Genomic DNA, 25,612 nt, shown 5'->3' on the forward strand with positions numbered 1-25,612 from the left:
GCTTTCACTTAACTTTTGTTCTCTTGGGAGGAGACTGACATGAAATTTGCGATAACGACCGCGCTGGCGGGCACGCTGGCGTTTGCCCTCGGTCTGGCCGGCCCCGCCCTTGCCGATATCCGTATCGGCGCAACCGTCTCGGAAACCGGTCCCGCCTCGTTCCTCGGCGATCCGGAAGCAAAGACGCTGAAGCTTCTGGTCGACGAGATCAATGCCGCCGGCGGCGTTCTTGGCGAGAAGCTCGAACTGGTCATCTACGACGATGGTGGCGACCCGAACAAGGCACGCACCTTCGCAACGCGACTGGTCGAGGACGATGAAGTAACGGCCGTGATCGGCGGTACCACCACCGGCACCTCGATGGCGATCATTCCGGTCGTCGAAGATGCCGAGATCCCCTTCATCTCGCTTGCCGGCGCAATCGAAATTGTCGACCCGGTGAAGCCCTATACCTTCAAGACACCGCACACCGATCGCATGGCATGCGCAAAGATCTTCGAGGACATGAAAAAGAAGGGCTTCACGAAGATTGGCATGATTTCCGGTTCCGACGGCTTTGGCGCCTCGATGCACAAGCAGTGCATGGCAATCATCGGCGAGTACGGGATTGAGGTGGTGGCTGATGAAACCTATGGACCGAGCGATGCGGACATGACCCCGCAGCTTACCAACATCAAGAACACGGCCGGCGTCCAGGCGATCCTCAACCCGGGCTTTGGCCAGGGGCCGGCGATCGTCACGCGAAACTACGCACAGCTCGCCGTCGGGCTGCCGCTCTATCAGTCGCACGGCGTTGCCTCGAACGGCTTCATCGATCTTGCCGGTGCAAGTGCTGCCGAAGGTATTCGGCTGCCGGGCACGGCTCTTTTGGTGGCCGACCTCTTGCCCGAAAATGATCCGCAGCGCGCCGTCGTTGCTGCCTACAAGAAGAGCTACGAAGCAGCGACCGGCAAGCCGGTATCGACCTTCGGAGGCTATGCCCATGATGCACTGCGGATTCTGGTCGACGCGATCAACCGCGCCGGCAAGGCCGATCCGGCCGCTATCCGCGAAGCCATCGAAGGGACGAAGGGCGTCGTCGGAACGACCGGCACCGTCACCATGGCAGAAGACGACCACCTCGGCCTCGATCTCACCGCCTTCCGTATGCTCGAGATCCGAGACGGCGGTTGGAAGATCGTCGACTGACGCGCAAAGCCGCTTCCGTCGGGAGGGACCAGCTCTCCCGACCTCGTGCAGCGAAAAACGGAGGGACCCATGGCCGAGTTCATGCAATTTTTGCTATCCGGGGTAACGGTCGGCGCGGTCTACGCGCTGGTCGCGCTCGGCTTCACCATCATCTACAACGCATCCGATGTCGTGAATTTCGCTCAGGGCGAGTTCGTCATGCTTGGCGGCATGATCACCGTCTTTTCCTATCAGTCAGGCATTCCTCTGCCCCTGGCGGCGATCCTCGCAATCCTCGTCACAGCAGCAATCGGAGTCGCGCTCAACAAGCTCGCCATCGAACCTGCGCGAGGGGCTCCCGTCGTGTCCCTGATCATCATCACGATCGGCGCCTCGATCTTCATCCGCGGACTGGCGCAGATCGCCTTCGACAAGCAACTGCATCGCTTTCCCGCCTTTTCAGGTGATACGCCGATCGCGATCGCCGGAGCGACCATTTTGCCGCAAAGCCTGTGGGTCGTTGCTGGCGCGTTGGCAGTCTTCATTGGCCTCTGGCTGTTTTTTACCAAGACGCTGACCGGGCGTGCGGTGCTGGCGACTGCCAACAATCGCATCGCCGCGCAGCTGGTCGGCATCAACACTCGCTACATTATGACGCTGAGCTTCGCGCTTTCGGCGGCGATCGGCGCGCTGGCAGGCGTTCTCGTGACGCCGATCACTCTGACCAGCTATGACGTCGGCATTTCGCTCGCGTTGAAGGGATTTGCCGCCGCCATGCTGGGCGGCATGGGCAATCCCAAGGGAGCGCTGGTGGGCGGTCTTCTGCTCGGCATGCTCGAAGCAATGACGGCCGGCTACATCAGCTCACTGTATAAGGACGCTGCCGCCTTCATTGTCATCCTCGCCGTCCTCTTCGCCATGCCGCAGGGCATTTTTGGCCGCAAAGTCACGGATCGGGTATGACGATGAAACTCTCCTCGAAAGCCACCACCTTACTGGTGCTTGCGCTCCTCGTCATTGCGCTGCCCTTCCTGTTTCCCTCGTCCTACTATTTCCGCGTCGGCTCGCTGATCTTTGTCAACGGACTTGCGGTAACGGGCCTCGTCATCCTCACCGGATATGCCGGCCAGATCAGCCTCGGCCATGCCGGCTTCGTCGGCATCGGCGGCTATAGCTGCGCGCTTGCGCCGGTCCATCTCGGCCTGCATCCCGCTCTGGCCGCTATCCTTGGCGCCGCGCTCTGCGCCCTCATTGCCTGGCTGGTCGGCCGACCGATCCTAAGGCTCAAGGGATATTATCTCGCTGTCGCAAGCCTCGGGCTTGGAGCGCTGGTCGCCATGGTGCTTGCCAACGAGGCCGCCTGGACCGGCGGGCCCGACGGCATCGCTGTCGCAGATCTCGGACTTCGGGCGTTGCTGAAATCGCTCGGCCTCGACATGTCGAACCCCGTGTTCTGGTACGCATTTACCGGGCTCATCATGCTGATCGGCGCCTGGCTTGCACTCAACCTCTTTCACAGCCCCACCGGGCGGGCGCTGCGCGCGCTGCACGGCTCGGAGATCGCGGCTCGGACCGTGGGCGTCGATGTCGCCAACTACAAGCTGCGGGCATTCGTGATCTCCGCCGTCTACGCGTCGGTCGCAGGATCGCTACTGGCTCTGCAGAACAAGTTCATCACGCCCGACGTGGCCGGCTACATGCACTCGATCGAACTGGTGACCATGGCGGTTCTCGGCGGTGCGGGTTCGGTCGCCGGCGCGATCCTCGGCGCCGCGATCTTGACGACGTTGCCGCAGGTTCTGACCGTGTTCCAGGAATACGAACAGCTGGTGCTCGGCCTCATCATGATGCTTGTCATGATCTTCATGCGCGACGGCTTGCTGCCGAGCCTTGCGCGCCTGATCAGAGGGAGAGGAGAATGAGCCTGCTTCAAGTCGAGAGCCTGGGGATCGACTTTGGCGGTCTGCGCGCTGTCAACGATGTAAGCTTTTCCCTGAAGGCGGGCGAAATCGTTTCGGTGATCGGGCCGAATGGCGCCGGTAAGACGACGCTCTTCAACATGATCTCAGGCGTGTACCTGCCCGGGCGCGGGCGAATATTGCTCGCCGGGGAAGAGGTCACCGGCCTCGGCCCGCATCTTTTGGCCGAGCGCGGTCTGTCGCGCACCTTTCAGAACCTGCAGATATTCCAGACGATGACCGTCCTCGAAAATGTCACCGTGGGCCATCACCTGCATGAGCGGGGATCCGTCCTGGCCGATCTTTTGGCTCTACCGGCGTCGCGCCGCCGAAGCCGTACTTCGGAGGCTGGCGCCTACACACTACTGGAACGGGTGGGCCTTGCCCAGGCGGCGGAAAGAACTGCCGGATCGCTGTCCTATGGAGCGCTGAAACGGCTGGAGATTGCCCGCGCGCTCGCCTTGCAGCCGCGTGTCCTGCTTCTCGATGAACCTGCCGCAGGCTGCAACGCCGTTGAGACAGAGGAGATCGATCACCTGATCGCCGAGATCGCCGCTTCGGGCGTTTCCATTCTGCTGGTGGAGCACGACATGAAGATGGTCATGCGAATATCGAACCATATCGTGGTCCTCGATCACGGCGAAAAGATCGCCGAGGGAGAACCGTCTACCGTGGCGCGCAATCCGCGGGTCGTCGAAGCCTATCTCGGTGCACAGGGTGTGGAGGCCGCCAATGTTGACAGTTGAGGGACTACGCTCTCGTTACGGTCGCATCGAGGTGCTGCACGGCATCGACCTTGAGGTGGGCTCCGGTGAGATCGTCACGGTCGTGGGCGCGAACGGGGCTGGCAAGACGACGCTCCTGCGATGCCTATCCGGCATACAACCGGTTTCAGCCGGCACCATGGTGTTTCGTGGCGAGGCCCTGAACGCCGTTCCGGCTTACCGCCGTGCAGCACGCGGTCTCTCGCAATCACCGGAGGGCAGGCAGATCTTCACCAATCTTTCTGTCGAGGAAAACCTGCGTCTGGGCGCTTTCCTCTTTTCCGATGACAAGGTCGAACGGGACATGGAGGACGCATTCGCCATGTTCCCAGTCCTGCGCGAGAAGCGCAATCTGGCGGCCGGCGGCCTCTCTGGCGGTCAGCAGCAGATGCTTGCCATCACCCGCGCCCTTATGGCCCGTCCCTCCTGCCTGCTGCTTGACGAGCCGAGCATGGGGCTGGCTCCGATCCTCGTCGCGCAGATCTTCGAGGTGGTGAAGGGCTTACGCGCGCTCAATGTCACCGTGCTGCTGGTCGAACAGAATGCCTTCGGCGCACTCTCCATCGCCGACCGCGCCTATGTGATGGAGACCGGCCGTATTACAATGTCGGGTCCAGCGCAGGAACTGATTGCCGACGAACGCATCCGCGAAGCCTACCTGGGACTATGACATCATGACCGTGACCATCGAACGCATCGGCGACGTCGCCGTCGTCACCATTGACAACCCGCCCGTCAACGCGCTCTCGCAGGGCCTGCGCCAGGATCTGTGGAATGCGGCGGAAACGCTGGACGCCGACCCCTCGGTGCGCGCCGTGGTACTGATCTGCGAGGGGCGGACATTCATCGCGGGTGCCGATGTCAACGAATTCGGCAAGCCGCCGATGCCCCCTCACCTTCCGGATCTCGTCGCTCGTATCGAGACGGCGACCAAACCATGGGTAGCGGCAATTCATGGCAGTGCGCTCGGAGGCGGTTGCGAAGTGGCGCTCGGCTGCCGTTTCCGCATTGCCGTGCCGTCGGCGAGCGTCGGCTTGCCCGAGGTCCGGCTAGGCATCGTTCCGGGGGCCGGAGGGACCGTGCGCCTGCCACGACTGATCGGACCGGCGCTGGCTGCGGACATGGTTACATCCGGTACCCCGCTGGCGGCGCCGAAGGCTCGATCGCAAGGGCTGATCGACGCTATCGTCGAGGGTGATCTGGAACGGGGAGCGATCGACTTTGCACGAGCAGCCGTAGATCAATCTCTTCCGCTTCCACTTCGCGAGCGAAGCGTGCCCGCAGTGGACGCGACCTTCTGGGAAACAACCTCGAGGGCCATTGCCAATCGCGCCAAGCGCGAGGACGCGCCGCTCCGTGCGCTTGCCTGCGTGCGCAAGGCGGTCGAAGCGGATTTCGACACTGCAATGGCCTTCGAGCGCCAGACGTTTCTCGAATTGCGCGGCTCGTCCCAGGCTGCCGCCTTGCGCCACGTTTTCTTCGCCGAGCGTAGCGCACCACGTCCCCCGGAGCTTGCCGGCGTCGAGCCGCGCGCGATCCGTTCTGTTGCCGTCATCGGCGGCGGCACGATGGGAGCAGGGATTGTGGCAGCCCTTCGCGATGCGGGCCTTCCGGTCACTCTCGTGGAACGCGACGAGGCGGCGGTCGAGCGGGGACTATCGAACCTGCGCTCGATTTTTGAAAGCTCGGTCAAGCGCGGCAGGATCACGTCGGAAACGGCGGCCGAGCGACTGTCCGGTGTAATCGGCACGACCAACTACGAGCTTCTTGCTCGGGTCGACGTCGTCATTGAAGCGGTGTTTGAAGATCTCGACGTGAAGCGCGAGGTCTTCGGCAAGCTTTCCACCGTCTGCCGTCCCGATGCCGTGCTCGCCACGAACACCTCCTACCTTGACCCCGAGCAGATAGCGGCCGGCATCAAACACCCGGAGCGCTTTCTCGGGTTGCACTTCTTCAGCCCGGCGCATGTCATGAAACTGCTGGAGATCGTGCCGACGGCTCATACGACGCCAGCGACACTCGCGACGGGTTTCGCGCTCGCCCGCATGCTGAAGAAGATTCCCGTGCGCGCCGGCATCTGCGATGGTTTTATCGGCAACCGGATCTTGAAAGTCACACGCGCCCAAGCCGAACGCCTGCTGCTATCAGGCGCGACACCAAAGGCGGTCGATGCGGCGATGCGCAGCTTCGGCCTTCCGATGGGCCCCTTCGAGGCTCAGGACCTGGGCGGTCTCGACATCGCCGCTTTCCAGCGCCGGGCGGCGAGCGCCCGTGGCGAAACGCCCTTTGCACCGATCGCGGAACGGCTTTGCGCGCTGGAGCGCTTTGGGCAGAAAAGTGGTGGTGGATGGTACGACTACGCGAAGGGCGACCGTACTCCGCAACCCTCTGATATCGTCGCTGATATCATTGCGGGGGAAGCCAAAGGAATGCCCCAACGGCAGTGGGATGAAGCCGACATCATTGATTGCATTGTCCTCCCAATGGTCAACGAGGCCGCGAAGATCCTGCATGAGAAGGTCGCGTTCAGGGCCTCCGACATCGACCTCGTGGAAATCCATGGATATGGATTCCCGCGCTGGCGCGGTGGTCTGATGCACTATGCTAAAGAGCGTGGACTTACTGAAATTGCGGCAAAGCTCGAAGAACTCGCAGCAAATGATCTAACCGAGCCGCCTTGCAATCAGTTCGAGAGTGTCTGAGGCAAGCGGGGCCTCGAGTGAGGAGGTGTCGGGTTGAACACCGGGAAGGACTATCCGGGGCCCGCCTCTTTTCCTAATAGCCATATTGTTCCTGACTGTACTGGCTCTTGTTGAGGACAACACCTAGCACGTTCGTTTTCTCGCGCAGGCTCTGCTCGCAAATATCCACCTCGCTGACAGTGCTCTGATCGGAAGCGGCAACGAGGACGACACCGTCTACATTCGGCAGGAAGGCGAGCACATCGTCGGTCGACAGCATTGGTGGCAAGTCATAGAGGATGACGTCCGGCTTTATCTCCTGACGCATCTCTCGTAGCGATTGCGCTGCCGCGGCACTTTGAAGGAGTTCCGCCGAAAAATGTACTGCCTGCCGGTTTGGCCCAATCGCGAGGTTGTCGCCGTATCGGAAAAAGGTTTCGCGCAAGCCAGCGTCGCCCTTCAGGAAACTCTCGATAGAGCCTGGATTCTTAATGGCAAGGGTCTTGCCGATCTGCGGACGCCGCAGATCGAGATCGACAAGGACAGTTCGACAATCCCTCTGATTGGCCAGACTGAATGCGAGATTGAGCGCAATGCACGTCTTCCCGCATGCCGGGGAAGGCGACGTGATGGCGACCGAGGTCCAGTTATTCTCCTTGAGGAGACGGAGCAGTTTCGTCCGCATCATGTCAAAGGCGCCATGGGCCGGGGACAACCGGTCCAACGTGATAACGCGATTGTTGGCGGCTGCATCGTGGTCGATGACAAGTGGGGGCAGTCCCTCCCACGCCCCTCTCACAATTTCCAGCGGTTCCGGCAACGCCGGACTCCGATCGTCCATCTCAGGAACCCCTCTACTACGCGACGATCTGCCAACAGATTCCATTACATGTCCTCAATCACTGCGTCGAAGCCTGACGCTGTTTAGGTTCACCACTCTGGCCAGCAGTCTGGGAATGCGCAAACCTCTTCCCAAATTCAACGTCAACGGTAGCTGAACATCCGCGTGACGCTGTTGAGCTTCCTCTTCAATGGCGGCGTTCGCGTTTCGTAGGGGGTGTTGATGAACGGGATCACCGCCAGTGGTTGTGCCTGGAGCATCTGGACCAATTCGACCGGCCGGCGGATCGTCTTGTTCAGCATTTCAAGCAATGCGATGATCGCAAAACTGAGCGCAACGCCGGCCAACAAGCCAGCAAGGACGATAAGACGACGGCGCGATCGCAACGGCGATTGCGGCTCAGTGGCAGCTTCCAGTAGGGAGAACCGGCCACCATCCGAGCGCGCCTCTATCTGCTGGCCTAATGAAGCCTCCGCGCGTTTGGCAATCGCCGTATTGTATTGCGTTTGCGTGTTAGAGAGCGTGCGTTCAAGCGCGTTCAGGCGGATATCGGTGGCTGGCGTGGCGCTTATGGATTGTGTGAGAGAAGCGATCTTCTCGGTTATCTGCACCCGCTCCTTCTCGATTGCATCTATCCGCCTGTCCACGTCGGAGAGCTGAAGGTCAAGACCGGACTGCGCTCTGGTATCGGCGCCCTCTTGCTTTTTGGGAACGACCTTTGCGCGTAGGGCGGCAATGCGTGCTCTCAGCGCGATAATGTTGGGGCTCGTTTCGGAAAAGACCGAGAGCTGATCGGCAAGCGCTTTGTTGAGATCCAAAAGCATCTGCTGCTCAGCAGTCAGCGGCTCGCCTGTCGGATATTTGCCGGTCACCATATAGGTCTCGACCAAAAGACTGCGTCTCGTGCGAAGATCCGATTCCTCACGCTCAAGCGATATCAGGCGCTCTTGCAAGGTGCTCTGCTGGGTGCGGCGAAACTCCAGGCTCTCAGGCAGCGTATCCCTGTTTTCGTTCTTGAATTTCAATAGGTCAGCTTCAATGCGACTGAGGTCGTCGTCAAGCCTCTTCACCTCGTCGTTGAAGAACTCCAGCGTGTCCCCCGCTCTATCGGTTCTTTGCTTCTGATTGCTGTGCAGGATCGATGTCGCAAGTTCGTTAGCGACACGTGCCGCCAAGGCTGGCGTGCCAGCCTCGAATCCAATTGTGAATACCGATGCGCCATCGCCGCTGCTAAGTTCGGTTTCCTCAAAGATAAGCCGGGACCGCAAATCCTTCACCAAATACTCGACAGGAGGTTTCTCCTTCTCGCCCGCATAGATGTCGAGTTTGGCCGCGAGTCTAACCAGATTGTCCCGTGTCGTTAGATGCTGCTGGATTATTTGCAGCTGGCCAAGCGAACTTGTCGGCACTGTCGAGCGCACCAGATTAACGGGAATCTGTGGCGCCTCGACCAGGATCTTGGCTGTAGACTGATAGCTACGCGGCAGAAGGAGGGCAGCAGTGAGAGCGAGAGCTGTCGTCACAGTCACGCACAGCAGGATTAACGGCAATCTCCGTAGCAGAATAGAAAGATAGAAACGAACATCGATGTCACCCATTACGAATTCATCCGAACTAAAGAAACGAGAGCGGCGTACTGTAAGGGTGACATCTTCGATCAGTTTTGGGATCCACGATAGTTGATCGATAGTGGGTGTGGCGCCAACGGTTTGTTAGTCCATTTGGCTAGTTTTTGTTGTTGGCGAGCCGCGTTTCAAAGCTAACCCCAATGCCCTGAGAGATTTCCTTTCCGTCATCATTGTCAGACACTAATCATTTTTGGTTATTTGGCGGCCCTTGTCGGATGGTCGCATATGAATGTATTCTTCAAGCAACGGCGAATAGATGTAAAATAAAATTCTCGCCACATCTCTAAATAAGACTTGCAATAACGCAGAACCAACTCTGGAAGCTTGCTGATGCACTATTTGATATTGAGTATGGGCTTCAGCAACCTTTTACGGCTGCTAGCGCGGCTTCCCGCCGCAGCGATTGCTGCACTCGTTATCCTGAATGTCGGCGCGGCTTTTGGCAGCCCACTTCTTCCGAACACGAAGATCCGGTTGACACTCGTCCAGTGGATGCCAACGAAGGGGAGCTATGAGCAATGGTCCACGGTCGGAGGCGAATATACCATCTCGGACGCAGGAACGATATCGATTCCCCTGCTTGGACCTGTTTCAGTTGGAAACATGGATGAGGCAACGCTGGCATCGACCATTGCAAAGCAGTTGAGGGAAAAGATCGGGCTGGTCGACGAGCCAGCCGCCACTATCGAGATCCTCAAATATCCACCAATCTATGTCGTTGGCGATGTCACAAATCCCGGCGAGTATGAGTTTCACACCGACATCACTGTCCTGCAGGCTTTGGCAATGGGAGGAGGCCAAATGCGCGCCTCAAGTGGGCTGCAAAGCTCGCTGGACATTACCAAACTGGTGGGCGACCTGAAGGAAATCGACGACTCGATCATCCGCAGCACGGCCAGAATCGAGCGTCTGGAAGCGGAAATGGCCGGGGAAAAGAGTTTGCAACCCCGACAAGAGAGCGCGGATGCGAACCCGTTGACTGCTGCCATTTATAAGCAGGAAGAGGCAATATTCTCCGCCAGGGCAAATGAACTGACCAGACAGTCGAAATCACTGTCGGGACTACGTGACCTCCTTTCAGAGGAGATCAACGTACTGCAGGAGAAGGTAAAGAGCACGGACGCGAACATAGGCTCGGTGCAACAGCAGCTCGACAGCACGATTGCCCTCATTGAGAAGGGCGCTATCGTTGCAACGCGACAGGCCGAAGTCGAGCGTGTCATGAGAGGCTATCAAAACGACCGCCTTGATCTCACGGTTGCAATAATGCGGGCCCGCCAAAGCATAAGTCAGGCAACGCGAGATCTCGAGGGTCTGTACGATAGAAGACAGACAGAAGTTGCTTCGGAATTGCAGGCCGAGCGGGCGACCATAGCACAGTTGCGACTGAAGAGAGATACCAGTCAGAAGCTGCTGATGGACAGCCTGTCATCCAGCAGCGCCGCGCGGCCCAATGAGGATCCGAAGCTCGCATTCAGCATCGTTCGCAATCTTGCTGGAAAAAGCAACGAAATCGACGCCTCCGAAACAACCACGATGATGCCTGGAGATGTCCTGAAAGTTACCCTGCGGCCAGGCTCCCAAACCTCCGCGTCAATCTCCCTGAAGGCGGCCGAAACGACTGCGCGCAACATCAGCCAATGATCAGCGACAACGACAACGACGATCGTATTGAAAAGCCGACGCCAGGCCCGTCAAAGATGACCCCTCCCATCGGCACCGGGAGCAAGAGTTACTTACAGATAGTCAAGTCGACGATGCTTATCGGAGGGTCGTCGGTTATCAATGTGATGTTTTCCATCATCCGAAACAAAGCCATGGCGCTGCTTCTCGGGCCCGAGGGCATCGGCGTGATGGCTCTTTATAGTTCGATCGCGGACATTTCACAGACCGTGGCGGGGCTTGGCATCAATGCGAGCGGTGTTCGCCAAATTGCGGCTGTCAATTCAAAAGACACTGTGCAGATAGCCGAGGTCGTAGCGGTGCTGCGCCGCGTTTCCTTGCTTTTGGGCTTTGTCGGAACGGCCCTTTTGCTGCTCTTTTCGGCGCCTATTGCGAAATTTACCTTCGGTACCCCCCAGCATACAGTTGGAGTGATGCTCCTATCGCTAGCAGTATTCTTCCAGGTGGCAGCGGGAGGAAGAGCCGCGCTGATACAGGGCATGCGAGATATTTCCAGCCTTGCCTGGATGAGCGTTCTTGGGGGCCTTTTCAGCGTAGTGGTCGGGGTGCCGATCATTTACTTCTTCGGAGAGCCTGGAATTGCGATATCGCTGGTGGCTGCAGCCTTCGCAAGCTTTGTAGCCTCATGGTGGTTCAGCCGGAGGATTGATATACCTCGCGTCCCTCTTACGGCGCGACGGTTCTTGCAGGAAACCAGCGCGCTGTTCAAGCTCGGCATCGTGTTCATGGCGAGCGGTTTTTTAACCATGGGCAGTGCCTATGCCATCCGCCTTATCGTGTCATCAGAGAGCGGATTGCATGCGGCCGGCCTTTACCAGGCAGCCTGGTCACTGGGAGGGCTTTATGCGGGCTTCATCCTACAGGCCATGGGCACCGACTTCTATCCGCGCCTCACGGCCGTCTCCGAGAACAATACGGAATGCAACCGGCTGGTCAACGAACAGACTGAAGTCAGCATTCTGTTGGCCGGTCCTGGCCTGATCGCAACGCTAACACTTGCCCCGGCCGTCATGGCCCTGTTCTACTCCTCAGCATTTCAAGGAGCGGTCGAAATTCTGCGCTGGATTTGCCTTGGAATGATGCTGCGCATTGTGGCCTGGCCGATCGGATTCATTATTCTCGCCAAGGGTGCAAAAGCGATTTTCTTCTGGTCAGAAGTCGCTGCCGCCGTCGTTCACGTTGGACTCGCGTGGCTGTGTGTGCCGGCATTTGGCGCCGCAGGCGCTGGCCTTGCCTTCTTCGGCCTTTATGTTTGGCACAGCGTCCTGATGTATTGCGTGGCGCGACGCTTCACGAACTTCCGCTGGTCACCCGCCAATCGCAAATTAATTACGGCCTATCTCCCGATATCGGCACTTGTCTTCGGCGCATTCCAATGTTTGCCGCTCTGGCAAGCAACAAGCCTTGGGTTGTTTATCGCAATTCTGGTTGGTCTATTCTCGCTGAGGATGCTTGCTGGTCTGCTTCCACAACACATGTTCCCGAAAGCAATTCGGCCACTGCTGGAAAGTATGCGGGGTGCATAAATATCCACGGCTCCTCCATCTCGTCGGTTGGCGGATGCGGGCCAGTGAAATTGAGTCTTTGGGCAAGACAGAGCGTGAAAGATCAGCCCACCTGTTCGATTGCCAGTTCAGGCGCGCAAACGGACGCTTTCACTGCCTCGGCAACCGACGTCAATTCGCTCGCCGTCATCTGCACAAACAGCGGGAGAATGATCGAATGCTGCTGTGCCAGGACACTTTGTTGCAGGCTCGTTGCGACGCGATGCGAGCCAGGTTCGGCATAGGCGGCCTCAAGATGGATGTTCATGATCCCGCGTCTCGTCGAGACGCCCTGATCAAGCAACTCCTGCATGACGTCATGCTGGTCGAGATCTCGTGACAATCCCAAGCAGAAGCTCTGCCAATTGCTGCGCGCCCACGAGGGCTCGATGGGCGGCGCAACCCCCGCTGCTGCATAGAGCTGTTCGGCATACTGGCTCGCAAGTTCGCGCCGACGCACAATGATCGCCGGAAGGCGCTTGAGTTGCTCGCGGCCAACGGCTGCCTGCATGTCCGTCATCCGATAATTGTATCCAAGCTCGGGATAGGACTCGAAAATAACCTGCTTCGAACCGTGCCGCACAGCATCGGTGACGCTCATTCCATGTTGCCGCCACAGGCGGAAATTTCGATCATACTCGGGATTGGCCGTCGTCAGCATGCCGCCGTCGCCCGTTGTCACCACCTTGCGAGGATGAAACGAAAAACAGGCTATATCGCCGTGGGGCTTGCCGATCTTTTCCCAGCGGCCTTTCCAGAGAATTTCGCTGCCGGTGGCGCAAGCGGCATCCTCGATCACGGGGATGGAATGACGGGCCGCGATCGCAACGACGCGATGCAGATCGCAAGGCATGCCGAGCTGATGGACGCAAATGACGGCCTTGGTGCGGGGCGTGATGGCCGCCTCGATCAGGTCGGGATCGATGTTGTAGCCGTCTTTTTCGATATCGACGAAGACCGGCACGGCACCGCAATAGCGGATCGCATTTGCGGTTGCGATGAAGGTGTGGCTAACGGTGATGACTTCATCGCCAGCCTCGACGCCGACCGCCTTCAGGGCGAGGTGAAGCGCGGTCGTGCAATTGGAAACGGCACACGCATGTCGGGCACCGACAAAATCGGCGAACTCTTCTTCGAAGGCAGCGACCTCTGGCCCTTGTGTAACCCAACCGGACAGAATGACGCGGCGAACCGCCTCGACCTCCTGCTCATCGAGGACGGGCTTGGCAACCGGGATCTGGTTCATGCTGCCTCTCCTGCGTTCAAGCTCTTTTCCTGGCGCCACCACTCTACGAGATCGCGCAGGCCCTCTTCCATTGTCACCTTTGAGCTGAAGCCAAGAAGCTTCTCGGCCTTGGCGGTCGAGGCAAGGCGCCGGGGCACGGCGTTGACTTTGCGCGCCGGTCCGAATTGCGGCTCCAACGACGAGCCCATGACCTTGGTCAACAGGGCTGCAAGCTCACGCAGGCTCGTCTCGGTGCCGCTTGCGACATTGAAGACTTCGTCAGTCACATCGGATTTTGCTGCAAGCAGATTGGCCCGCGCGATGTCGTACACATGAACGAAATCCATCGTCTGCGTACCATCCCCGAGGATGATCGGCGGCAAGCCGCCGGCAATGCGTTCCATCCAGCGGATCAGAACTTCCGTGTAGGCGCCGTAGACATCCATGCGCGGACCGTAGACGTTGAAGTAGCGAAGCGCCACGTAGCGCAGGCCATACATCTCCGTGAAGCTGCGCAGCAAACCCTCGTTGAAGGCTTTGGCGGCGCCATAGATGGTACGATTGTTGTAGGGGTGATGTTTCTCGGTGGTCGGGAAGGTGTCGGCCAGTCCAAGGACCGACGCTGAGGACGCGGCCACAACTTTCGACACCCCGGCTTGAACGGCCGCTTCAAGCACGTCGAATGTCCCGCCTGCGAGAACGTCAAAAGCAAGCCGCGGTTCCTCGGCGCACTGCGTGATGCGAATAGCGGCCTGGTGGAAGACGACATCGATGCCTTGGCTGACTTCCTTGATAAGCGCGCGATCCCTGATGTCGCCCTCGACTATCGTCACGGGAGCCCGGTTGACGGCGTCGGCCAGGTTCTCACGCCTGCCGCGGACGAAATTGTCCAGGATCACAATTTCCTTGGGTTCCTCGCGGGCGACGAGATCCGCAATGTGCGAACCGATGAGGCCCGCACCGCCGGTGATCAAAATCCGCTTATCCTTCATACTCTAACACTCCGAATTTGGTCCGCTCGAATCCTGATCCGTTCGCCAGCGGAGGAATTTTGCAGGAACGCCGGCGACGACAGAGAAGGGGGCAACATCGTCAACAACAACGGCACCCGCGCCGACAATCGCGCCTTTACCGACGGTCACGCCGGGAAGGATCGTGGCATTGGTGCCGATGTCTGCCCATGCGCCAATGCGGACCGGTTTGATTTCGAGGTCGGTGCGGATAATCGGCATATCGACTGGCATTGCAGTATGGCTTGAGCCCAGGACCTTCGCGCCTGGCCCCCACCCAACATGATCCTCAAGCACCAGGTCACGCGCATCAAAATAGGCTTGGGGCCCGATCCAGACGTTGTTTCCGATGCGGCAGGTGCCGTCGAATCTGCCCTGAATGTAGGCTTGTGCGCCGATAAAAACCCCGTCGCCGATTTCGAAGGTTTCCGGATGCTTGAAACCAGCGCCGCTGCCGACCTGCAAACCATTGCCACAGGCGCGCGCCAGGCTTTTCCAGATCGCCTTGCGCATGAAACTGTCAACAAAACCGTCGCCAGTCGCGAAGCGTGCGTAGAGTTCTACGAGGCCCACGGTACCATAGGAGCGCGTCAACTCTTCGGCCAGATCAACGACATAGTCGGGATCCACGGAGGTTTGCTGGCGCCCATGGACAGCCAGGACAAGCCGCACGCCGGTGACGGGGTCAGCTGACATAGGCGTCCTGCTCCACAGCAGCTGCAATCTGATCGACTTGCTCTAATGTCAGCTCCGGATAGATCGGCAGCGAGAGCACCTCACGCGCTGCGGCCTCCGATACCGGGAGATCTCCGGCACGATACCCAAGATCAACATGCGCTTTCTGCAGGTGGATCGGGATCGGATAGTGGAGGCCGGCATGGATGCCCTCTGACCGCAACGAGTGCTGCAGATGCTCACGGTCGCGGCTGCGCACGGCGTAGACGTGGTAGACATGGCGGCGATCCATCATCGCAACGGGGACGCGCACGGAGCGCGAATCGGCCAAAAGCGTCGAGTAGCGATCGGCACGAACCCGTCGTGCTTCGGTCCAGGCTTCGAGATGTCTAAGCTTGATCCGCAGAATCGCGCCCTGGATCTCATCCATGCGGTAGTTGAAGCCCTTCAGCGTGTGGTGATAGCGCTGCTCCTGACCCCAGTCCCGCAACATTCTGATTTTCTTGGCGTGTTCGTCATCGTTGGTGACGACGATACCACCTTCGCCACAGGCGCCGAGGTTTTTGCCGGGGTAAAAGCTGAAGCAGCTCGACACACCGATGCTTCCCGCACGCCGTCCCTTATACTCGGCGCCATGGGCCTGGCAGGCGTCTTCGATCACCGCAATTCCATGCTTGTCAGCGATAGACTTGATTGCGTCCATGTCGGCCATCTGCCCATAAAGATGTACGGGCATGATGGCCTTGGTCCGCGGTGTTATCGCGGCTTCCAGCTTAGCCGGATCCATTGTCAGCGTCGCTGGCTCGACATCAACGAAGACCGGGCGAGCGCCCGTGTAGCAGACTGCGGATGCGGTCGCGACAAAGGTGAAGGAAACGGTTATAACCTCGTCACCTGGACCTACGCCGGCAGCAAGCAGGGCAAGATGCAATGCGCTTGTCCCGGTGTTGACCGCGATCGCATGCTTGGCATCGCAATAGACCGCAAATTCGTCCTCAAAGCGAGCGACTTCCTCGCCGAGGACATAATGGCCCGAGGCGAGCACGCGCATCACGGCGGGCTCAACCTCGCTCTTGATAGAGGCATACTGAGCCTTGAGGTCGAGAAGAGGGATCATGCGATCAGCCTCGCCGGCTCGAGTTCGATGACACGCCCGCGCTGTGCGAGCGACTGGGTGGCGGCTTCAAGAATGCGCACGACGCGCAGTCCCGCATGGCCATCGGCAATTGGCTGGCCATTTGTCATGACACAATCGACAAACTGCTTGAGCTCCCGGCCAAGTGCTTCCGTCATATCGAGTTGTGGGGCGTACATGTCGCCGGTGCGGTAGCCGACGCGCATGTCGTAGACCTTCTCGCCGTCCGACTGCGGATTGCCGTTGAGCGTGATACCCTTGTCGTAGACCTTGATCTTCTCACTTGGCTCCAGATCGTCATAGACGATCATCTTGCTGCTGCCGCCGATCAGCGTACGGCGCACCTTGACGGGTGCGAGCCAGTTGACGTGGATGTGGGCGATCAGCTTGCTCTCGAAGAAAAGTGTCAGATAGGCGATGTTCTCGGGCTCGCCGGCAACGTGACCCATGCCCGTCGCCGAGACCGCCACCGGCTTTTCCGGCAGGACGTAGTCCATGATCGACAGATCGTGGACGGCGAGATCCCAGATGACGCTGACATCATGCTGGAACAGGCCGAGATTGACGCGCACGGAATCGTAGTAATAGATCTCTCCGAGACCATTCTCGATGATTTCCCGCATCTTGCGGACGGCGCCGGTATGAATGAAGGTGTGGTCGACAGCGAGAACAAGGCGACGACGCGCCGCCTCCTCCACCATTCGGCGAGCCTCTTCGGACGTTGACGCCATCGGCTTTTCAACAAACACATGTTTTCCGGCCATCAGGGCTTTCATCGCCAGCATGTAGTGAGCCGATACCGGCGTCGCGATGGCGACTGCATCAACGCGGGGATCACGCAACACCTCGTCGAAATCGTCGGTGATCTGGACTGTCGGATAGCGCAGCTGGACGCCGGCAAGGCGGTCCTTCTTGAGATCGCATACCCAGACAAGTTTTGCGCCCGGCGTTTCTGCAAGATTCCGGACCAGGTTCGGCCCCCAATACCCGTAACCGACGACAGCAACCCCAATCATCTTGCTCTCCCGGATGAAATGACTTCGAGCGGCGCATCCTTTGCGCGGCCGATAACTCTTGCCGGTACGCCGGCAACAACTGCGTAGGCAGGCACGTCCTTGGTGACGACCGCACCTGCGCCAATCTGCGCGCCTTCGCCAATCGTTATGCCGGCGACGATGGTCGCGTTGCTGCCGATCGAGGCGTAACGCTTGACGAGCGTCGGCACGACCGACCAGTCGGCGTCGGATTGAAGGGTGCCATCGAGATTGACGGCACGTGGATGCAGGTCGTTGGTGAACATCACGCCGTGGCCCACGAAGACGCCATCTTCGATAGTCACGCCTTCGCAGATGAAAGAGTGGCTGGAGATCTTGCAGTTTTCTGCGATTGAGGCGTTCTTCTGGATCTCGACAAAGGTTCCGATGCGCGAGCCCCGGCCGATCGAGCAGCCGTAAAGATTTACGAGATCTGGATGATGGATCACGACGTCATCGCCCAGCCTTACGCTTTGTGCGATCATGGCATCCGCCTCGCGTAGCAACCGCTTGATCCCAGCGGATCGTCATTTACCTCGAGCATAAAACGCGCCCCCAGCTGAACAATGTACTGAAGACAAAGAAGTCTTTTTTTATCCTTCGAGTAAAGAAAACAAAAATCGGTATTCTATAGATCGAAAGGAGTACGCGTGAAATCAATTTGCCAGTTTTACATTGCGTAGCGAAAGTAATTTATAGAATAGGATAGAAATTTGTCATGCAGACGCAATTGACCAGGCGGAAAGACACCGTCGCGGCAGGCGAGCGTAAAAACCGCATTGGGCATGGAGACGGCACGATTGCCACTTAAATCAAAGAAGTTTTCGGGCGTCAGTCTCCTCACGTCGGCAATTGCGATCGTGACGACAGCACGCACGCAGCTGAACCGTCGTACGCGTCAGATCAAGCGCCTTGTGTCCGATGAGGGGCCGGGCGGGCTTACCGACAAAATCAGGACCAAGCTGTCGGACGCAATTCGACCCAAGACATTTATGTGGCACGTTTTTCCATCGGATGTCCTGCAGGCCGACCTGTCGAAGCCGCAACACCAAACCATCCCTGTCATAAACGACGGCCAGCCAATCGAGCTAAACTGGATCGTGGGCCCTGCTGGACCCGGATCGGGGGGCCACACGACGATATTTCGTACACTTAAATATCTTCAGGCAGCCGGCTACCGAAACCGCGTGTACTTTTATGACCCCTATGGCGGTGACGGCAAATACTATCAGGACCTGGCACGGTCTCACTATGGACTGACCTGCGAGATCCAGGACATTCGCCATGGCATGAAGGATGCCCACGGCGTCATAGCAACGTGCTGGCCCACTGCCTATGCCGCGTTCAACGCGTCGTGCTCCGGCAAAAGGTTCTATTTCATCCAGGATTATGAACCGTACTTCTACCCCGTGGGCACCAACAGCGCTCTGGCAGAGACCACCTACAGAATGGGATTCCACGGGATCACCGCGGGACGTTGGCTCTCGGAAAAGCTCACGCGCGAGTTCGGAATGGACGCGGACTGGTTTCCATTCGGGTGCGATACCGCACGCTATCGCTTTGATGCCAATTCGCAACGCTCCGGCATTGCCTTCTATGCGAGGGCAGGCACCCCGCGCCGTGCGGTCGAGATTGGGCTGCTTGCACTCGAGCTGTTTTCCAAGCGGCAGCCTGAAATCGAGTTGCACCTGTTTGGCCAGCCAATGGGAAGCCTTCCCTTCAAGTTCACCAACCACGGCCTGGTCTCTCCGGACAAGCTCAACCAGATCTACAATCGCAGTTTTGCAGGGTTAAGCCTCTCGTTGACGAACGTCTCACTCGTGCCTCATGAAATGCTTGCCTGCGGCTGCATACCAGTCGTCAACGAAGCGGATCACAATCGCATCGTGCTGGACAATGCTTATGTCCGATACGCCGCGCTGCTGCCGCATGCGCTTGCCGAAACACTGGAAGCTATCGTCACAATGCCAAACTTTGGTCACGCGGCGCAAAGAGCTGCCGACAGTGTCAAGTCGACGTCCTGGGATATCGCCGGGGCAGCTGTTGACACCGCAATTCGCAACGCGATCGCCGCGGATGCCGCCAGATCACGATCTCGACGGACCTTTCCGATCTCAATCTCGTTATAAAGAGGCGAACATGACCACTGTCGATGTTGTGATCCCCTGCTATCGCTACGGCAAATTTCTCAAACAATGCGTCGACAGCGTCACCACCCAACAAGATGTCGCGGTAAGGTTGCTCATCATCGATGACGCCTCGCCTGACGACTCACCTGAGATCGCAGAGGAACTCGCTCGTCAGGACAACCGGATTGAGTTTGTTCGTCACACAAGAAACAAAGGACACATAACGACCTACAACGAAGGGATCGAGTGGACCAAGGCCGACCTTTTCCTCCTTCTATCCGCGGACGACTATCTGCTTGCCGGTGCGCTCTCGCGTGCCGCCGAATTGCATAGAGCGCATCCAGACATGAGCTTTGCCTTTGGGGATGCGATTTTGGCCTACGACGATGGGACGCAGGTCGCGCGCAAACCGTTTGGAACCGCATTCAGCGACACCACGAAAGTGTTCGCCTGCGCGGACTTCATCAAGGCTATGGAAGGCAGGAACATTGTTCCAACGCCGACCGCGATCGTGAAAACCGCGGTACAGAAGAAGGTCGGCGGTTATTCTCATCATCTCCCACACGCCGGCGACATGGCAATGTGGCTCAATCTGTCGGCCGAAGGACCTGTGGGGTTCGTTGGCGCCCCTCAGGCTGCCTACCGCATGCACTCGCATAATATGTCACGTTCCTACTCATCGGCCCGCCTTCCGGATCTCCAACAAAGGCAGGCGGCGATTGAACACTTTCTAGAACGTGTCGGCTCGACGCGGTCAGACGTCGAGCAATTTCGAACGATATTGCTGCGAGATCTTGCCGTGAACGCATCGCTCCAGGCCGCAGCCGCCCTTGATGAGCGTGAATCCGATATCTCCCGCCAACTGGCCGAATTTGCACTTGCTCTATACCCGACCATTCGATTCAGCCTGCCGTGGCTGCGACTGCATCTGCATAAGGCTATCGGACGCCGGGGATGGCAGATCCTGCGTTCTTCACTTGGAGTGTCCGCCCGCGTTCCCGACTGATCGATATATCGCTTAGAAAAAATGGACTTATGGGCGCGTTGCAGGGCGCCTGACACGCATTGGTGCTCCCCCGGCAGCGCGGTCATTGACTGTGCGGCCTGACGGGTTTTCATGACCAGGCGAATCCAGGATCCAGGCGCCGGCTCCGCCCAGGAAGAAAAACCACGCATATGTTGCACTCCAGAAATGCACGGTGGAGCCGACGAAAACGAAGCTTGCCATGCAAATGAGGTAGGCGGTGCGATAGGAGGCGACGTCAGGCCCCAAATCCTTCTTGCGCGCAATCGCAAACCACAGGCCTAACCAGGACAACACCATAAGTGTAACGCCAGGGATGCCGTGCCGCATTGCCAAAATAAGCCAGAAATTGTCTATGCTATCGCTCACCATCCAGGCCGGACGCGCCCAGTCGCCAAGACCAATTCCGAAGATCGGGTGCTTTTCGACCGAGGCCGTGCCATACTCCCAGATCCACATCCGGTACCAGCCAGTCTGCTGCTCGAAGGTGAAATGTGAGACGTAAAACTGCGCCGGCGTTTGGTTGGAGCCAAACTCGATAGCAACGAAGCCAAGGATTGCGAGCGCCCACAGTAGCTTCCAACGTCCCGGGAAGCCACGTAGCAATCTGTCCCAGATTAAAAGGGCAATCTGCAAGGTAAGTCCGGCGATCGGGGCTGACGACATTGAAAGGACAGCGCTGCTGCCAACCACGGATGTCAGGAACACCGCAGTGAAACCTGATGAGCGGGATGATACGCGGCTTGTCAGAACAAACATGCTAGCGCAGAACACGCCGTACAGGATCGAATGGCTAAATGGGCCCTGCACGCGCCATAAGCCCATGCGTGGATACATCCTGGTGATCTCTACCGTGGGAAAAATGGTACCAAGGATCGTCAGGAGCGGCTTGTGCCCAGTCAACCACTCGTAGAGGCAGAACGGCAACAAGCAGACGAGCAGCTTCGCTGCGAACATCACCATACTACGAAAATCATCAGGCGTTCGAATGAAGCAGCGAGCCATCAAGTAGGAGCCCATGCCCTCGATGAACAGCATGCCACCCGGTTGAATTGCTGGACCTACGCCGTGGACGACGGCAAGTCCGACCGCGGCCCAAAGGCTGAACAGCATCAGCCCCAGATCGGGGAGACGAATGCGTCCGGCCCTGCCCTGCATCCAGAGCACAGAGCATGGCACGAATGCCACCAACAACACGATCCGATAGGCCGATAGATTGAGGGAACCAAGCGGAATGATCCATGGCAGGATCAAGCCCACCAGGAAGAGCTTCACCGGCAGGGCAAGCCCGTGGTTGGATTGCCCCACCCTCGCTGGCGCCACCTGCCTTGATATCTCGGGCCTTCGAAATGGTCGATCGACGGGTTTATAGCGGTGCACTATCGTCATGAATGCCCAACGGCCTGATATACGCCCAATCTGCAAGCACAACTGGCTTGTTTTACTTTAAGCAATACTAGTCTGAACCGTTAAATCTTTCGCTTATTCTTTCTGGTGCTCTCGCATCGCCCAAAAGAGGATACCGGTGGCGCTTACCGTCTTGCAGGCGATCGCTTATACTCTCCGAAGGCGGGTCTGCGTAAGCGCGCCCGATCGGGGGACAGAAGGGCGAGCCAGTGTTGCCGGCATCAGACCAATTCGACGGACAATTCATCATTTCGGCGCAAGCAAAACCGCCTTTCGCGGGTTGGCGGCAACTCCGTATTGGACCTCTATTCGTCAACCTGTCGCCGACCACGAAAAGCATTCAGGTCCAGGACGCGGCCGGCAAACAAATCGGGATCTTGATCGGCACGCCGATCGACCTGGAACAACGCCGTCTTGTCTTCCAGCGCCATGTGGTGGATACCGTCGTCGACGAGACCATGGATATTGATGCCTTCGTTGAAAGCACGATTTACCGGCTAACCGGCAGCTTCGTTTTTATTCTGTGTACCGAGAAATTTCACCGCATCTATCTCGACGCGAACGGCACGCTCTCGGTGGTATATGACGCCGAGGCACAGGTGGCTGGTGCTACGGCAGCCGTACTTCTTGACCCCGCTGAATACCGGCGTCGCTTTCGCACGCGGCTCTATAAGGCAGTCGATGTCCCGAACGCCGGCTGGTTTACAGGGGACCTCACCGCGCATGTCGGCATCCACCGCCTCATTTGCAATCACTATCTCGACCTCGATCGTTGGATCGCGAAGCGTCACTGGCCTGCAGCTGCGATCGAACCGGCGCTCGATCCGACGGCCACCTGCGCACGACTGTTTTCGCGCGTCACGGATACGATCGAAATCTTGAGCCGCACTGGACAGGTGAGTGTCGGATTGACAGCCGGCCATGACTCGCGCCTGTTGCTCGCGTGCTGCCGAAACCTGCTCGACAACGTGTCCTTCGTGACTGTCAATGCGCCAGGTGCCGACGTTGACGTCGGTTGCGCTACGCGGCTTGCGCGGCGTTTCGGGCTTGCTCACACTGTGCTGCCTTATCGTGAGGCGACGGCGGAGGAGGCCAACCTCTGGCAGGTCAGAACCGGACATTGTGTGGGAGGTAACAATGTCAAAATGCATCCAAGCGTCCGGCCTCTGGAAGGCAAATACTTCATCGGCGGCCTCGGCGGTGAGGTTGGGCGCGGTTTCCTATGGCTCAACGCGGAGGACGGCACTGGCCTTGACACGCGTGGTATCGTGAGCCGTCTAAAACTGCCGCCTGAGAGCGAGATTATCGAGGCCGTCGAAACCTGGCTCGGCGCGCTTCCACCGTTCGGTACACTGCTGAAGCTGGACCTTGCCTATCTGGAACTCAGGATGAGCTCCTGGGGGTTCTGCGATTCCTATGTGAAGCCGCGTCAGGCCGAGATCCACCCGATGATATCGCGGGCAAACTACACCGACATGCTGTCGCTGCCGCCGCAGATGCGACGCAACGGCGATGTCTATTTTGCGCGGATTGCCGAGACTTGGAGGGAGATCTCGCAGATACCGATAAACCGTTATGGCGATTTCCGGGATCTGCTGCGACCGGCAGTCACGGCCATCAAAAATCCTGCGCGCGCGTATCGAAAGGCCAAGCAACTGGCTGGTTATTGATTTTGAGCGCTTGTGGCCTTCATGGCGATGGCTGGGAATATACGATGTCCTACGACCAAGCGCTGATAGTCATACGCGCGGCTCTGCGGAGCCGCCTCATGGCGGGCAGGTGACCATCCAAGATTTGATCGATCATCGCATCTGTCATGCTGCTGCGTATCGAGGTGCGGGCCTGCAGGAATCGACCGGTCGTGGTGTCGCCGCCGTCGCTCGAATAGACGGTTTCGTAGCCACAAGCGCGCAGCTTCGCCAGTGTCGCGCGATTATAGCGACCGAATGGGGTAGAGGCCGAATGCAAGCGATGGCCGCAAATCTCCTCGAGCAGACGCTTCGACTGGCCCAGTTCCCATTCGAGTTCGCCATCCGACAGACCCGACCAATCGCGGTGGTCGATCCCATGACTGCCGACACGCATGCCCATCTTCAAAAGGCATCGAACGTCGTCTCGATCGAGCGAGCCTGTCTTGCCCAGTCTCCCGGTTAGCACGAAGAATTCCGCGTCCAGACCCCGCCGGCATAGTTCCGGCGCCGCAAGGCGAAGATCTGACAGGTTGCCATCATCAAAGGTGATCAGAAGCTTGTCTCGATCGACGTGGTGGCAGACGCGATCCAGAATATCGCAGAACCGGTCAAGGCCAATCCAGTAATCAGCTTCCCCCGGATCGAGAAGTCGCTCAGGCTCACCTACTCCGTGAAACGTCAAAATCCGGCGCTTCATGGCTTCTCCAACTCAGGCTCGGGCCGTCGCCCGGAATTGCGATAGCGCCCCGGAAGGCCGCAATGCGCCACCTAGTCCGGCGCGGTGTGTTGACCCGCGCCAGCATCGAAGCATCTGCCCGAAGGCGATTCCCGAAGCGAACAACGCCGCTTTAAGCCGTCCGTGATGTCGGCGATAGTAGCGAATTCGGTTCGCAGTCATCAGCGCGAACAACCGCGGACTGCTGCCGCTACCACCACCAGCATGCATGACCTTTGCCTGCGGTTCAAAGACAATCGAAAGGCCAGCCTCTCGCACCCGTCGCTGATAGTCGACTTCCTCGCTATAGAGGAAGAACGATTCGTCCCACTCACCGACGATCCTGCGTGCTTGCGCGGATATGAGAAGCGCCGACCCGGTTGCCCATTCGGCGGCACCGCAGCTGCCGTAGCGCGCGGACAAATCGACAATTTCTCCCCATCCTACCCTCGCTGCCAGGCTTCCGCCCAGAACCGCCTCTGCCCAGGCGCTCAGAACCGAGGGCTCGCGACGCAGCGTTGGGTCGACGCTGCCATCCTGCTTGTAATTGATAGGCACAACCACGCCGACACCCGGGCTTGCCAGATGCTCGACGAGCGGTTTTGCCGCGTCTGGATAAAGTCGCAGATCCGGATTGAGAACGAGCAGGCTGACGCCTTGGCGAACGGTTGCAGCAGCCGCGTTGATCGCCGCGGCATAGCCGGCATTCCACCCCATGCGGATCACCCGTGCTCCAATGGGATGGGCCGCGGCAAGATCCGAGGAGCCATCGTGCGAATTGTTGTCGGCGACGACTACCTCGAACTGCTCGATGCCGCGAAGTCCATCTGCAAGCGAGTCAAGCAAAGCCGGCAAAGCCTCGGCACTGTTATAGGTGACGATGATGACCGCAAGCCCACCTTTGTCGTCCGGCGATGTTTCGACAATATCCATGGTTGCCCCATGCTCCCTGCCCAAGTCCCTCAACCTCCGCACCTATGCAACAGCGCCCGGATGGCCAAGCGTCAATGCGTTCGATGCCGATCGACAAACGCCGCGAGTGAGCCGACTGTCTCGAAAATCTCGCCGGTGAAATCATCGTCGTCAATCTGGAATCCGAACCTGGACTCCAGCGCCGATGCCAGACTTAGCACCGCGAAGGAATCGAGTTCGGGGATGTTGCCGAACAACGGCGTGGAGGCTTCCGCGATGCGGGCGCGGTCGGCGATACCAAGCGTATCTGCGATCACGTCCTTGACCGATTCGAATGTTGTAGAATTCATGGTACCTCACCGTTTCTAATGAATAGCGTGGATCTGAAG

At 58.6% G+C, this 25,612-nt stretch carries 23 protein-coding genes; 11 read left to right on the top strand and 12 right to left on the bottom strand.

Annotated elements, in window-relative coordinates; genetic code table 11:
- Nucleotides 1-39 precede the first annotated feature (39 nt).
- The 6 genes from K9B32_RS08635 (at nt 40) to K9B32_RS08660 (ending at nt 6,591) form a co-directional block, all read left to right on the top strand.
- Complete coding sequence (locus tag K9B32_RS08635; RefSeq protein ID WP_224561528.1) at nt 40-1,188, top strand: ABC transporter substrate-binding protein; 1,149 nt, start codon at nt 40-42, stop codon at nt 1,186-1,188.
- A 69-nt stretch (nt 1,189-1,257) separates the two neighbouring features.
- Nucleotides 1,258-2,130 (top strand): branched-chain amino acid ABC transporter permease, encoded by an 873-nt coding sequence (locus K9B32_RS08640; protein ID WP_224561529.1) that lies wholly within the window; start codon nt 1,258-1,260, stop codon nt 2,128-2,130.
- A gap of 2 nt (nt 2,131-2,132) precedes the next feature.
- A complete protein-coding gene (locus K9B32_RS08645; protein WP_411969694.1) occupies nt 2,133-3,089 on the top strand; it encodes a branched-chain amino acid ABC transporter permease in 957 nt (318 codons plus the stop codon).
- Entirely contained in the window at nt 3,086-3,871 is a 786-nt protein-coding gene (locus tag K9B32_RS08650; protein ID WP_224561531.1) for an ABC transporter ATP-binding protein, read from the top strand. Before K9B32_RS08645 ends, K9B32_RS08650 begins: the two co-directional genes overlap by 4 nt.
- The gene (locus tag K9B32_RS08655) at nt 3,858-4,559 is read left to right on the top strand and encodes an ABC transporter ATP-binding protein (RefSeq protein WP_224561532.1); all 702 of its coding nucleotides are present in this window, start codon (nt 3,858-3,860) and stop codon (nt 4,557-4,559) included. Before K9B32_RS08650 ends, K9B32_RS08655 begins: the two co-directional genes overlap by 14 nt.
- A 4-nt stretch (nt 4,560-4,563) precedes the next feature.
- Nucleotides 4,564-6,591 (top strand): 3-hydroxyacyl-CoA dehydrogenase NAD-binding domain-containing protein, encoded by a 2,028-nt coding sequence (locus K9B32_RS08660; RefSeq protein ID WP_224561533.1) that lies wholly within the window; start codon nt 4,564-4,566, stop codon nt 6,589-6,591.
- Between the two features lie 73 nt (nt 6,592-6,664).
- Here K9B32_RS08660 and K9B32_RS08665 read toward each other — a convergent pair whose 3' ends face one another.
- Nucleotides 6,665-7,411, bottom strand: coding sequence for a CpsD/CapB family tyrosine-protein kinase (locus K9B32_RS08665; RefSeq protein ID WP_224561534.1), 747 nt, complete (start codon nt 7,409-7,411; stop codon nt 6,665-6,667).
- A 143-nt stretch (nt 7,412-7,554) separates the two neighbouring features.
- On the bottom strand, nt 7,555-9,009 hold the full coding sequence (locus K9B32_RS08670) for a GumC family protein (protein ID WP_224561535.1): 1,455 nt from the start codon (nt 9,007-9,009) through the stop codon (nt 7,555-7,557).
- A 360-nt stretch (nt 9,010-9,369) separates the two neighbouring features.
- Here K9B32_RS08670 and K9B32_RS08675 point away from each other — a divergent pair, with 360 nt between their 5' ends.
- On the top strand, nt 9,370-10,683 hold the full coding sequence (locus tag K9B32_RS08675; protein WP_224561623.1) for a polysaccharide biosynthesis/export family protein: 1,314 nt from the start codon (nt 9,370-9,372) through the stop codon (nt 10,681-10,683).
- A 56-nt stretch (nt 10,684-10,739) separates the two neighbouring features.
- On the top strand, nt 10,740-12,248 hold the full coding sequence (locus K9B32_RS08680) for an O-antigen translocase (protein ID WP_224561624.1): 1,509 nt from the start codon (nt 10,740-10,742) through the stop codon (nt 12,246-12,248).
- A gap of 82 nt (nt 12,249-12,330) precedes the next feature.
- Here K9B32_RS08680 and K9B32_RS08685 read toward each other — a convergent pair whose 3' ends face one another.
- Genes K9B32_RS08685 through K9B32_RS08710 form a run of 6 tightly spaced genes read right to left on the bottom strand, consistent with a single transcriptional unit; the run spans nt 12,331 to nt 17,830 of the window.
- Nucleotides 12,331-13,512 carry a DegT/DnrJ/EryC1/StrS family aminotransferase gene (locus K9B32_RS08685; protein WP_224561536.1) on the bottom strand — a complete coding sequence of 394 codons (1,182 nt, stop codon included), beginning with the start codon at nt 13,510-13,512 and terminating at the stop codon, nt 12,331-12,333.
- Nucleotides 13,509-14,483: an NAD-dependent epimerase/dehydratase family protein gene (locus tag K9B32_RS08690; protein ID WP_224561537.1), complete on the bottom strand. Its 975-nt coding sequence runs from the start codon at nt 14,481-14,483 to the stop codon at nt 13,509-13,511. Before K9B32_RS08690 ends, K9B32_RS08685 begins: the two co-directional genes overlap by 4 nt.
- Before the next feature lie 3 nt (nt 14,484-14,486).
- Entirely contained in the window at nt 14,487-15,197 is a 711-nt protein-coding gene (locus K9B32_RS08695) for an acyltransferase (protein WP_224561538.1), read from the bottom strand.
- The gene (locus K9B32_RS08700; RefSeq protein WP_224561539.1) at nt 15,187-16,293 is read right to left on the bottom strand and encodes a DegT/DnrJ/EryC1/StrS family aminotransferase; all 1,107 of its coding nucleotides are present in this window, start codon (nt 16,291-16,293) and stop codon (nt 15,187-15,189) included. The genes K9B32_RS08695 and K9B32_RS08700 overlap by 11 nt, the downstream gene beginning before the upstream one ends.
- Nucleotides 16,290-17,327 (bottom strand): Gfo/Idh/MocA family protein, encoded by a 1,038-nt coding sequence (locus tag K9B32_RS08705; RefSeq protein WP_224561540.1) that lies wholly within the window; start codon nt 17,325-17,327, stop codon nt 16,290-16,292. The genes K9B32_RS08700 and K9B32_RS08705 overlap by 4 nt, the downstream gene beginning before the upstream one ends.
- Entirely contained in the window at nt 17,324-17,830 is a 507-nt protein-coding gene (locus K9B32_RS08710; protein WP_183720635.1) for an acyltransferase, read from the bottom strand. The genes K9B32_RS08705 and K9B32_RS08710 overlap by 4 nt, the downstream gene beginning before the upstream one ends.
- A gap of 315 nt (nt 17,831-18,145) precedes the next feature.
- Between K9B32_RS08710 and K9B32_RS08715 the strand changes: the two genes are divergently transcribed.
- Nucleotides 18,146-19,474: a glycosyltransferase family 1 protein gene (locus K9B32_RS08715; RefSeq protein WP_224561541.1), complete on the top strand. Its 1,329-nt coding sequence runs from the start codon at nt 18,146-18,148 to the stop codon at nt 19,472-19,474.
- Nucleotides 19,475-19,484: 10 nt separating this feature from the next.
- Nucleotides 19,485-20,480, top strand: a complete 996-nt coding sequence (locus tag K9B32_RS08720; protein ID WP_224561542.1) for a glycosyltransferase family 2 protein — start codon at nt 19,485-19,487, stop codon at nt 20,478-20,480.
- Between the two features lie 27 nt (nt 20,481-20,507).
- Here K9B32_RS08720 and K9B32_RS08725 read toward each other — a convergent pair whose 3' ends face one another.
- Complete coding sequence (locus tag K9B32_RS08725) at nt 20,508-21,773, bottom strand: O-antigen ligase family protein (protein ID WP_224561543.1); 1,266 nt, start codon at nt 21,771-21,773, stop codon at nt 20,508-20,510.
- 341 nt (nt 21,774-22,114) lie between these two features.
- Between K9B32_RS08725 and K9B32_RS08730 the strand changes: the two genes are divergently transcribed.
- Complete coding sequence (locus tag K9B32_RS08730; RefSeq protein ID WP_224561544.1) at nt 22,115-23,575, top strand: hypothetical protein; 1,461 nt, start codon at nt 22,115-22,117, stop codon at nt 23,573-23,575.
- Nucleotides 23,576-23,624: 49 nt separating this feature from the next.
- On the opposite strand, the gene K9B32_RS08735 is transcribed toward K9B32_RS08730, so the two are convergent.
- The 3 genes from K9B32_RS08735 to K9B32_RS08745 all read right to left on the bottom strand — a co-directional run bounded on the left by K9B32_RS08735 (nt 23,625) and on the right by K9B32_RS08745 (nt 25,573).
- Nucleotides 23,625-24,293: a polysaccharide deacetylase family protein gene (locus K9B32_RS08735; RefSeq protein WP_224561545.1), complete on the bottom strand. Its 669-nt coding sequence runs from the start codon at nt 24,291-24,293 to the stop codon at nt 23,625-23,627.
- Nucleotides 24,294-24,305: 12 nt separating this feature from the next.
- Entirely contained in the window at nt 24,306-25,244 is a 939-nt protein-coding gene (locus tag K9B32_RS08740; RefSeq protein WP_224561546.1) for a glycosyltransferase family 2 protein, read from the bottom strand.
- A 71-nt stretch (nt 25,245-25,315) separates the two neighbouring features.
- Nucleotides 25,316-25,573: an acyl carrier protein gene (locus tag K9B32_RS08745; protein ID WP_224561547.1), complete on the bottom strand. Its 258-nt coding sequence runs from the start codon at nt 25,571-25,573 to the stop codon at nt 25,316-25,318.
- Between the last annotated feature and the right edge of the window lie 39 nt (nt 25,574-25,612).

The sequence above is a fragment of the Rhizobium sp. 3T7 genome (genome assembly GCF_020166565.1).
Taxonomy (GTDB): domain Bacteria; phylum Pseudomonadota; class Alphaproteobacteria; order Rhizobiales; family Rhizobiaceae; genus Rhizobium.

Coding starts and splice junctions, on each gene's coding strand:
- K9B32_RS08635 (WP_224561528.1), top strand. CDS start 40: ATGAAATTTGCGATAACGACCGCGCTGGCGGGCACGCTGGCGTTTGCC.
- K9B32_RS08640 (WP_224561529.1), top strand. CDS start 1,258: ATGGCCGAGTTCATGCAATTTTTGCTATCCGGGGTAACGGTCGGCGCG.
- K9B32_RS08645 (WP_411969694.1), top strand. CDS start 2,133: ATGAAACTCTCCTCGAAAGCCACCACCTTACTGGTGCTTGCGCTCCTC.
- K9B32_RS08650 (WP_224561531.1), top strand. CDS start 3,086: ATGAGCCTGCTTCAAGTCGAGAGCCTGGGGATCGACTTTGGCGGTCTG.
- K9B32_RS08655 (WP_224561532.1), top strand. CDS start 3,858: ATGTTGACAGTTGAGGGACTACGCTCTCGTTACGGTCGCATCGAGGTG.
- K9B32_RS08660 (WP_224561533.1), top strand. CDS start 4,564: ATGACCGTGACCATCGAACGCATCGGCGACGTCGCCGTCGTCACCATT.
- K9B32_RS08665 (WP_224561534.1), bottom strand. CDS start 7,411: ATGGACGATCGGAGTCCGGCGTTGCCGGAACCGCTGGAAATTGTGAGA.
- K9B32_RS08670 (WP_224561535.1), bottom strand. CDS start 9,009: ATGGGTGACATCGATGTTCGTTTCTATCTTTCTATTCTGCTACGGAGA.
- K9B32_RS08675 (WP_224561623.1), top strand. CDS start 9,370: ATGCACTATTTGATATTGAGTATGGGCTTCAGCAACCTTTTACGGCTG.
- K9B32_RS08680 (WP_224561624.1), top strand. CDS start 10,740: ATGACCCCTCCCATCGGCACCGGGAGCAAGAGTTACTTACAGATAGTC.
- K9B32_RS08685 (WP_224561536.1), bottom strand. CDS start 13,512: ATGAACCAGATCCCGGTTGCCAAGCCCGTCCTCGATGAGCAGGAGGTC.
- K9B32_RS08690 (WP_224561537.1), bottom strand. CDS start 14,483: ATGAAGGATAAGCGGATTTTGATCACCGGCGGTGCGGGCCTCATCGGT.
- K9B32_RS08695 (WP_224561538.1), bottom strand. CDS start 15,197: ATGTCAGCTGACCCCGTCACCGGCGTGCGGCTTGTCCTGGCTGTCCAT.
- K9B32_RS08700 (WP_224561539.1), bottom strand. CDS start 16,293: ATGATCCCTCTTCTCGACCTCAAGGCTCAGTATGCCTCTATCAAGAGC.
- K9B32_RS08705 (WP_224561540.1), bottom strand. CDS start 17,327: ATGATTGGGGTTGCTGTCGTCGGTTACGGGTATTGGGGGCCGAACCTG.
- K9B32_RS08710 (WP_183720635.1), bottom strand. CDS start 17,830: ATGATCGCACAAAGCGTAAGGCTGGGCGATGACGTCGTGATCCATCAT.
- K9B32_RS08720 (WP_224561542.1), top strand. CDS start 19,485: ATGACCACTGTCGATGTTGTGATCCCCTGCTATCGCTACGGCAAATTT.
- K9B32_RS08735 (WP_224561545.1), bottom strand. CDS start 24,293: ATGAAGCGCCGGATTTTGACGTTTCACGGAGTAGGTGAGCCTGAGCGA.
- K9B32_RS08740 (WP_224561546.1), bottom strand. CDS start 25,244: ATGGATATTGTCGAAACATCGCCGGACGACAAAGGTGGGCTTGCGGTC.
- K9B32_RS08745 (WP_224561547.1), bottom strand. CDS start 25,573: ATGAATTCTACAACATTCGAATCGGTCAAGGACGTGATCGCAGATACG.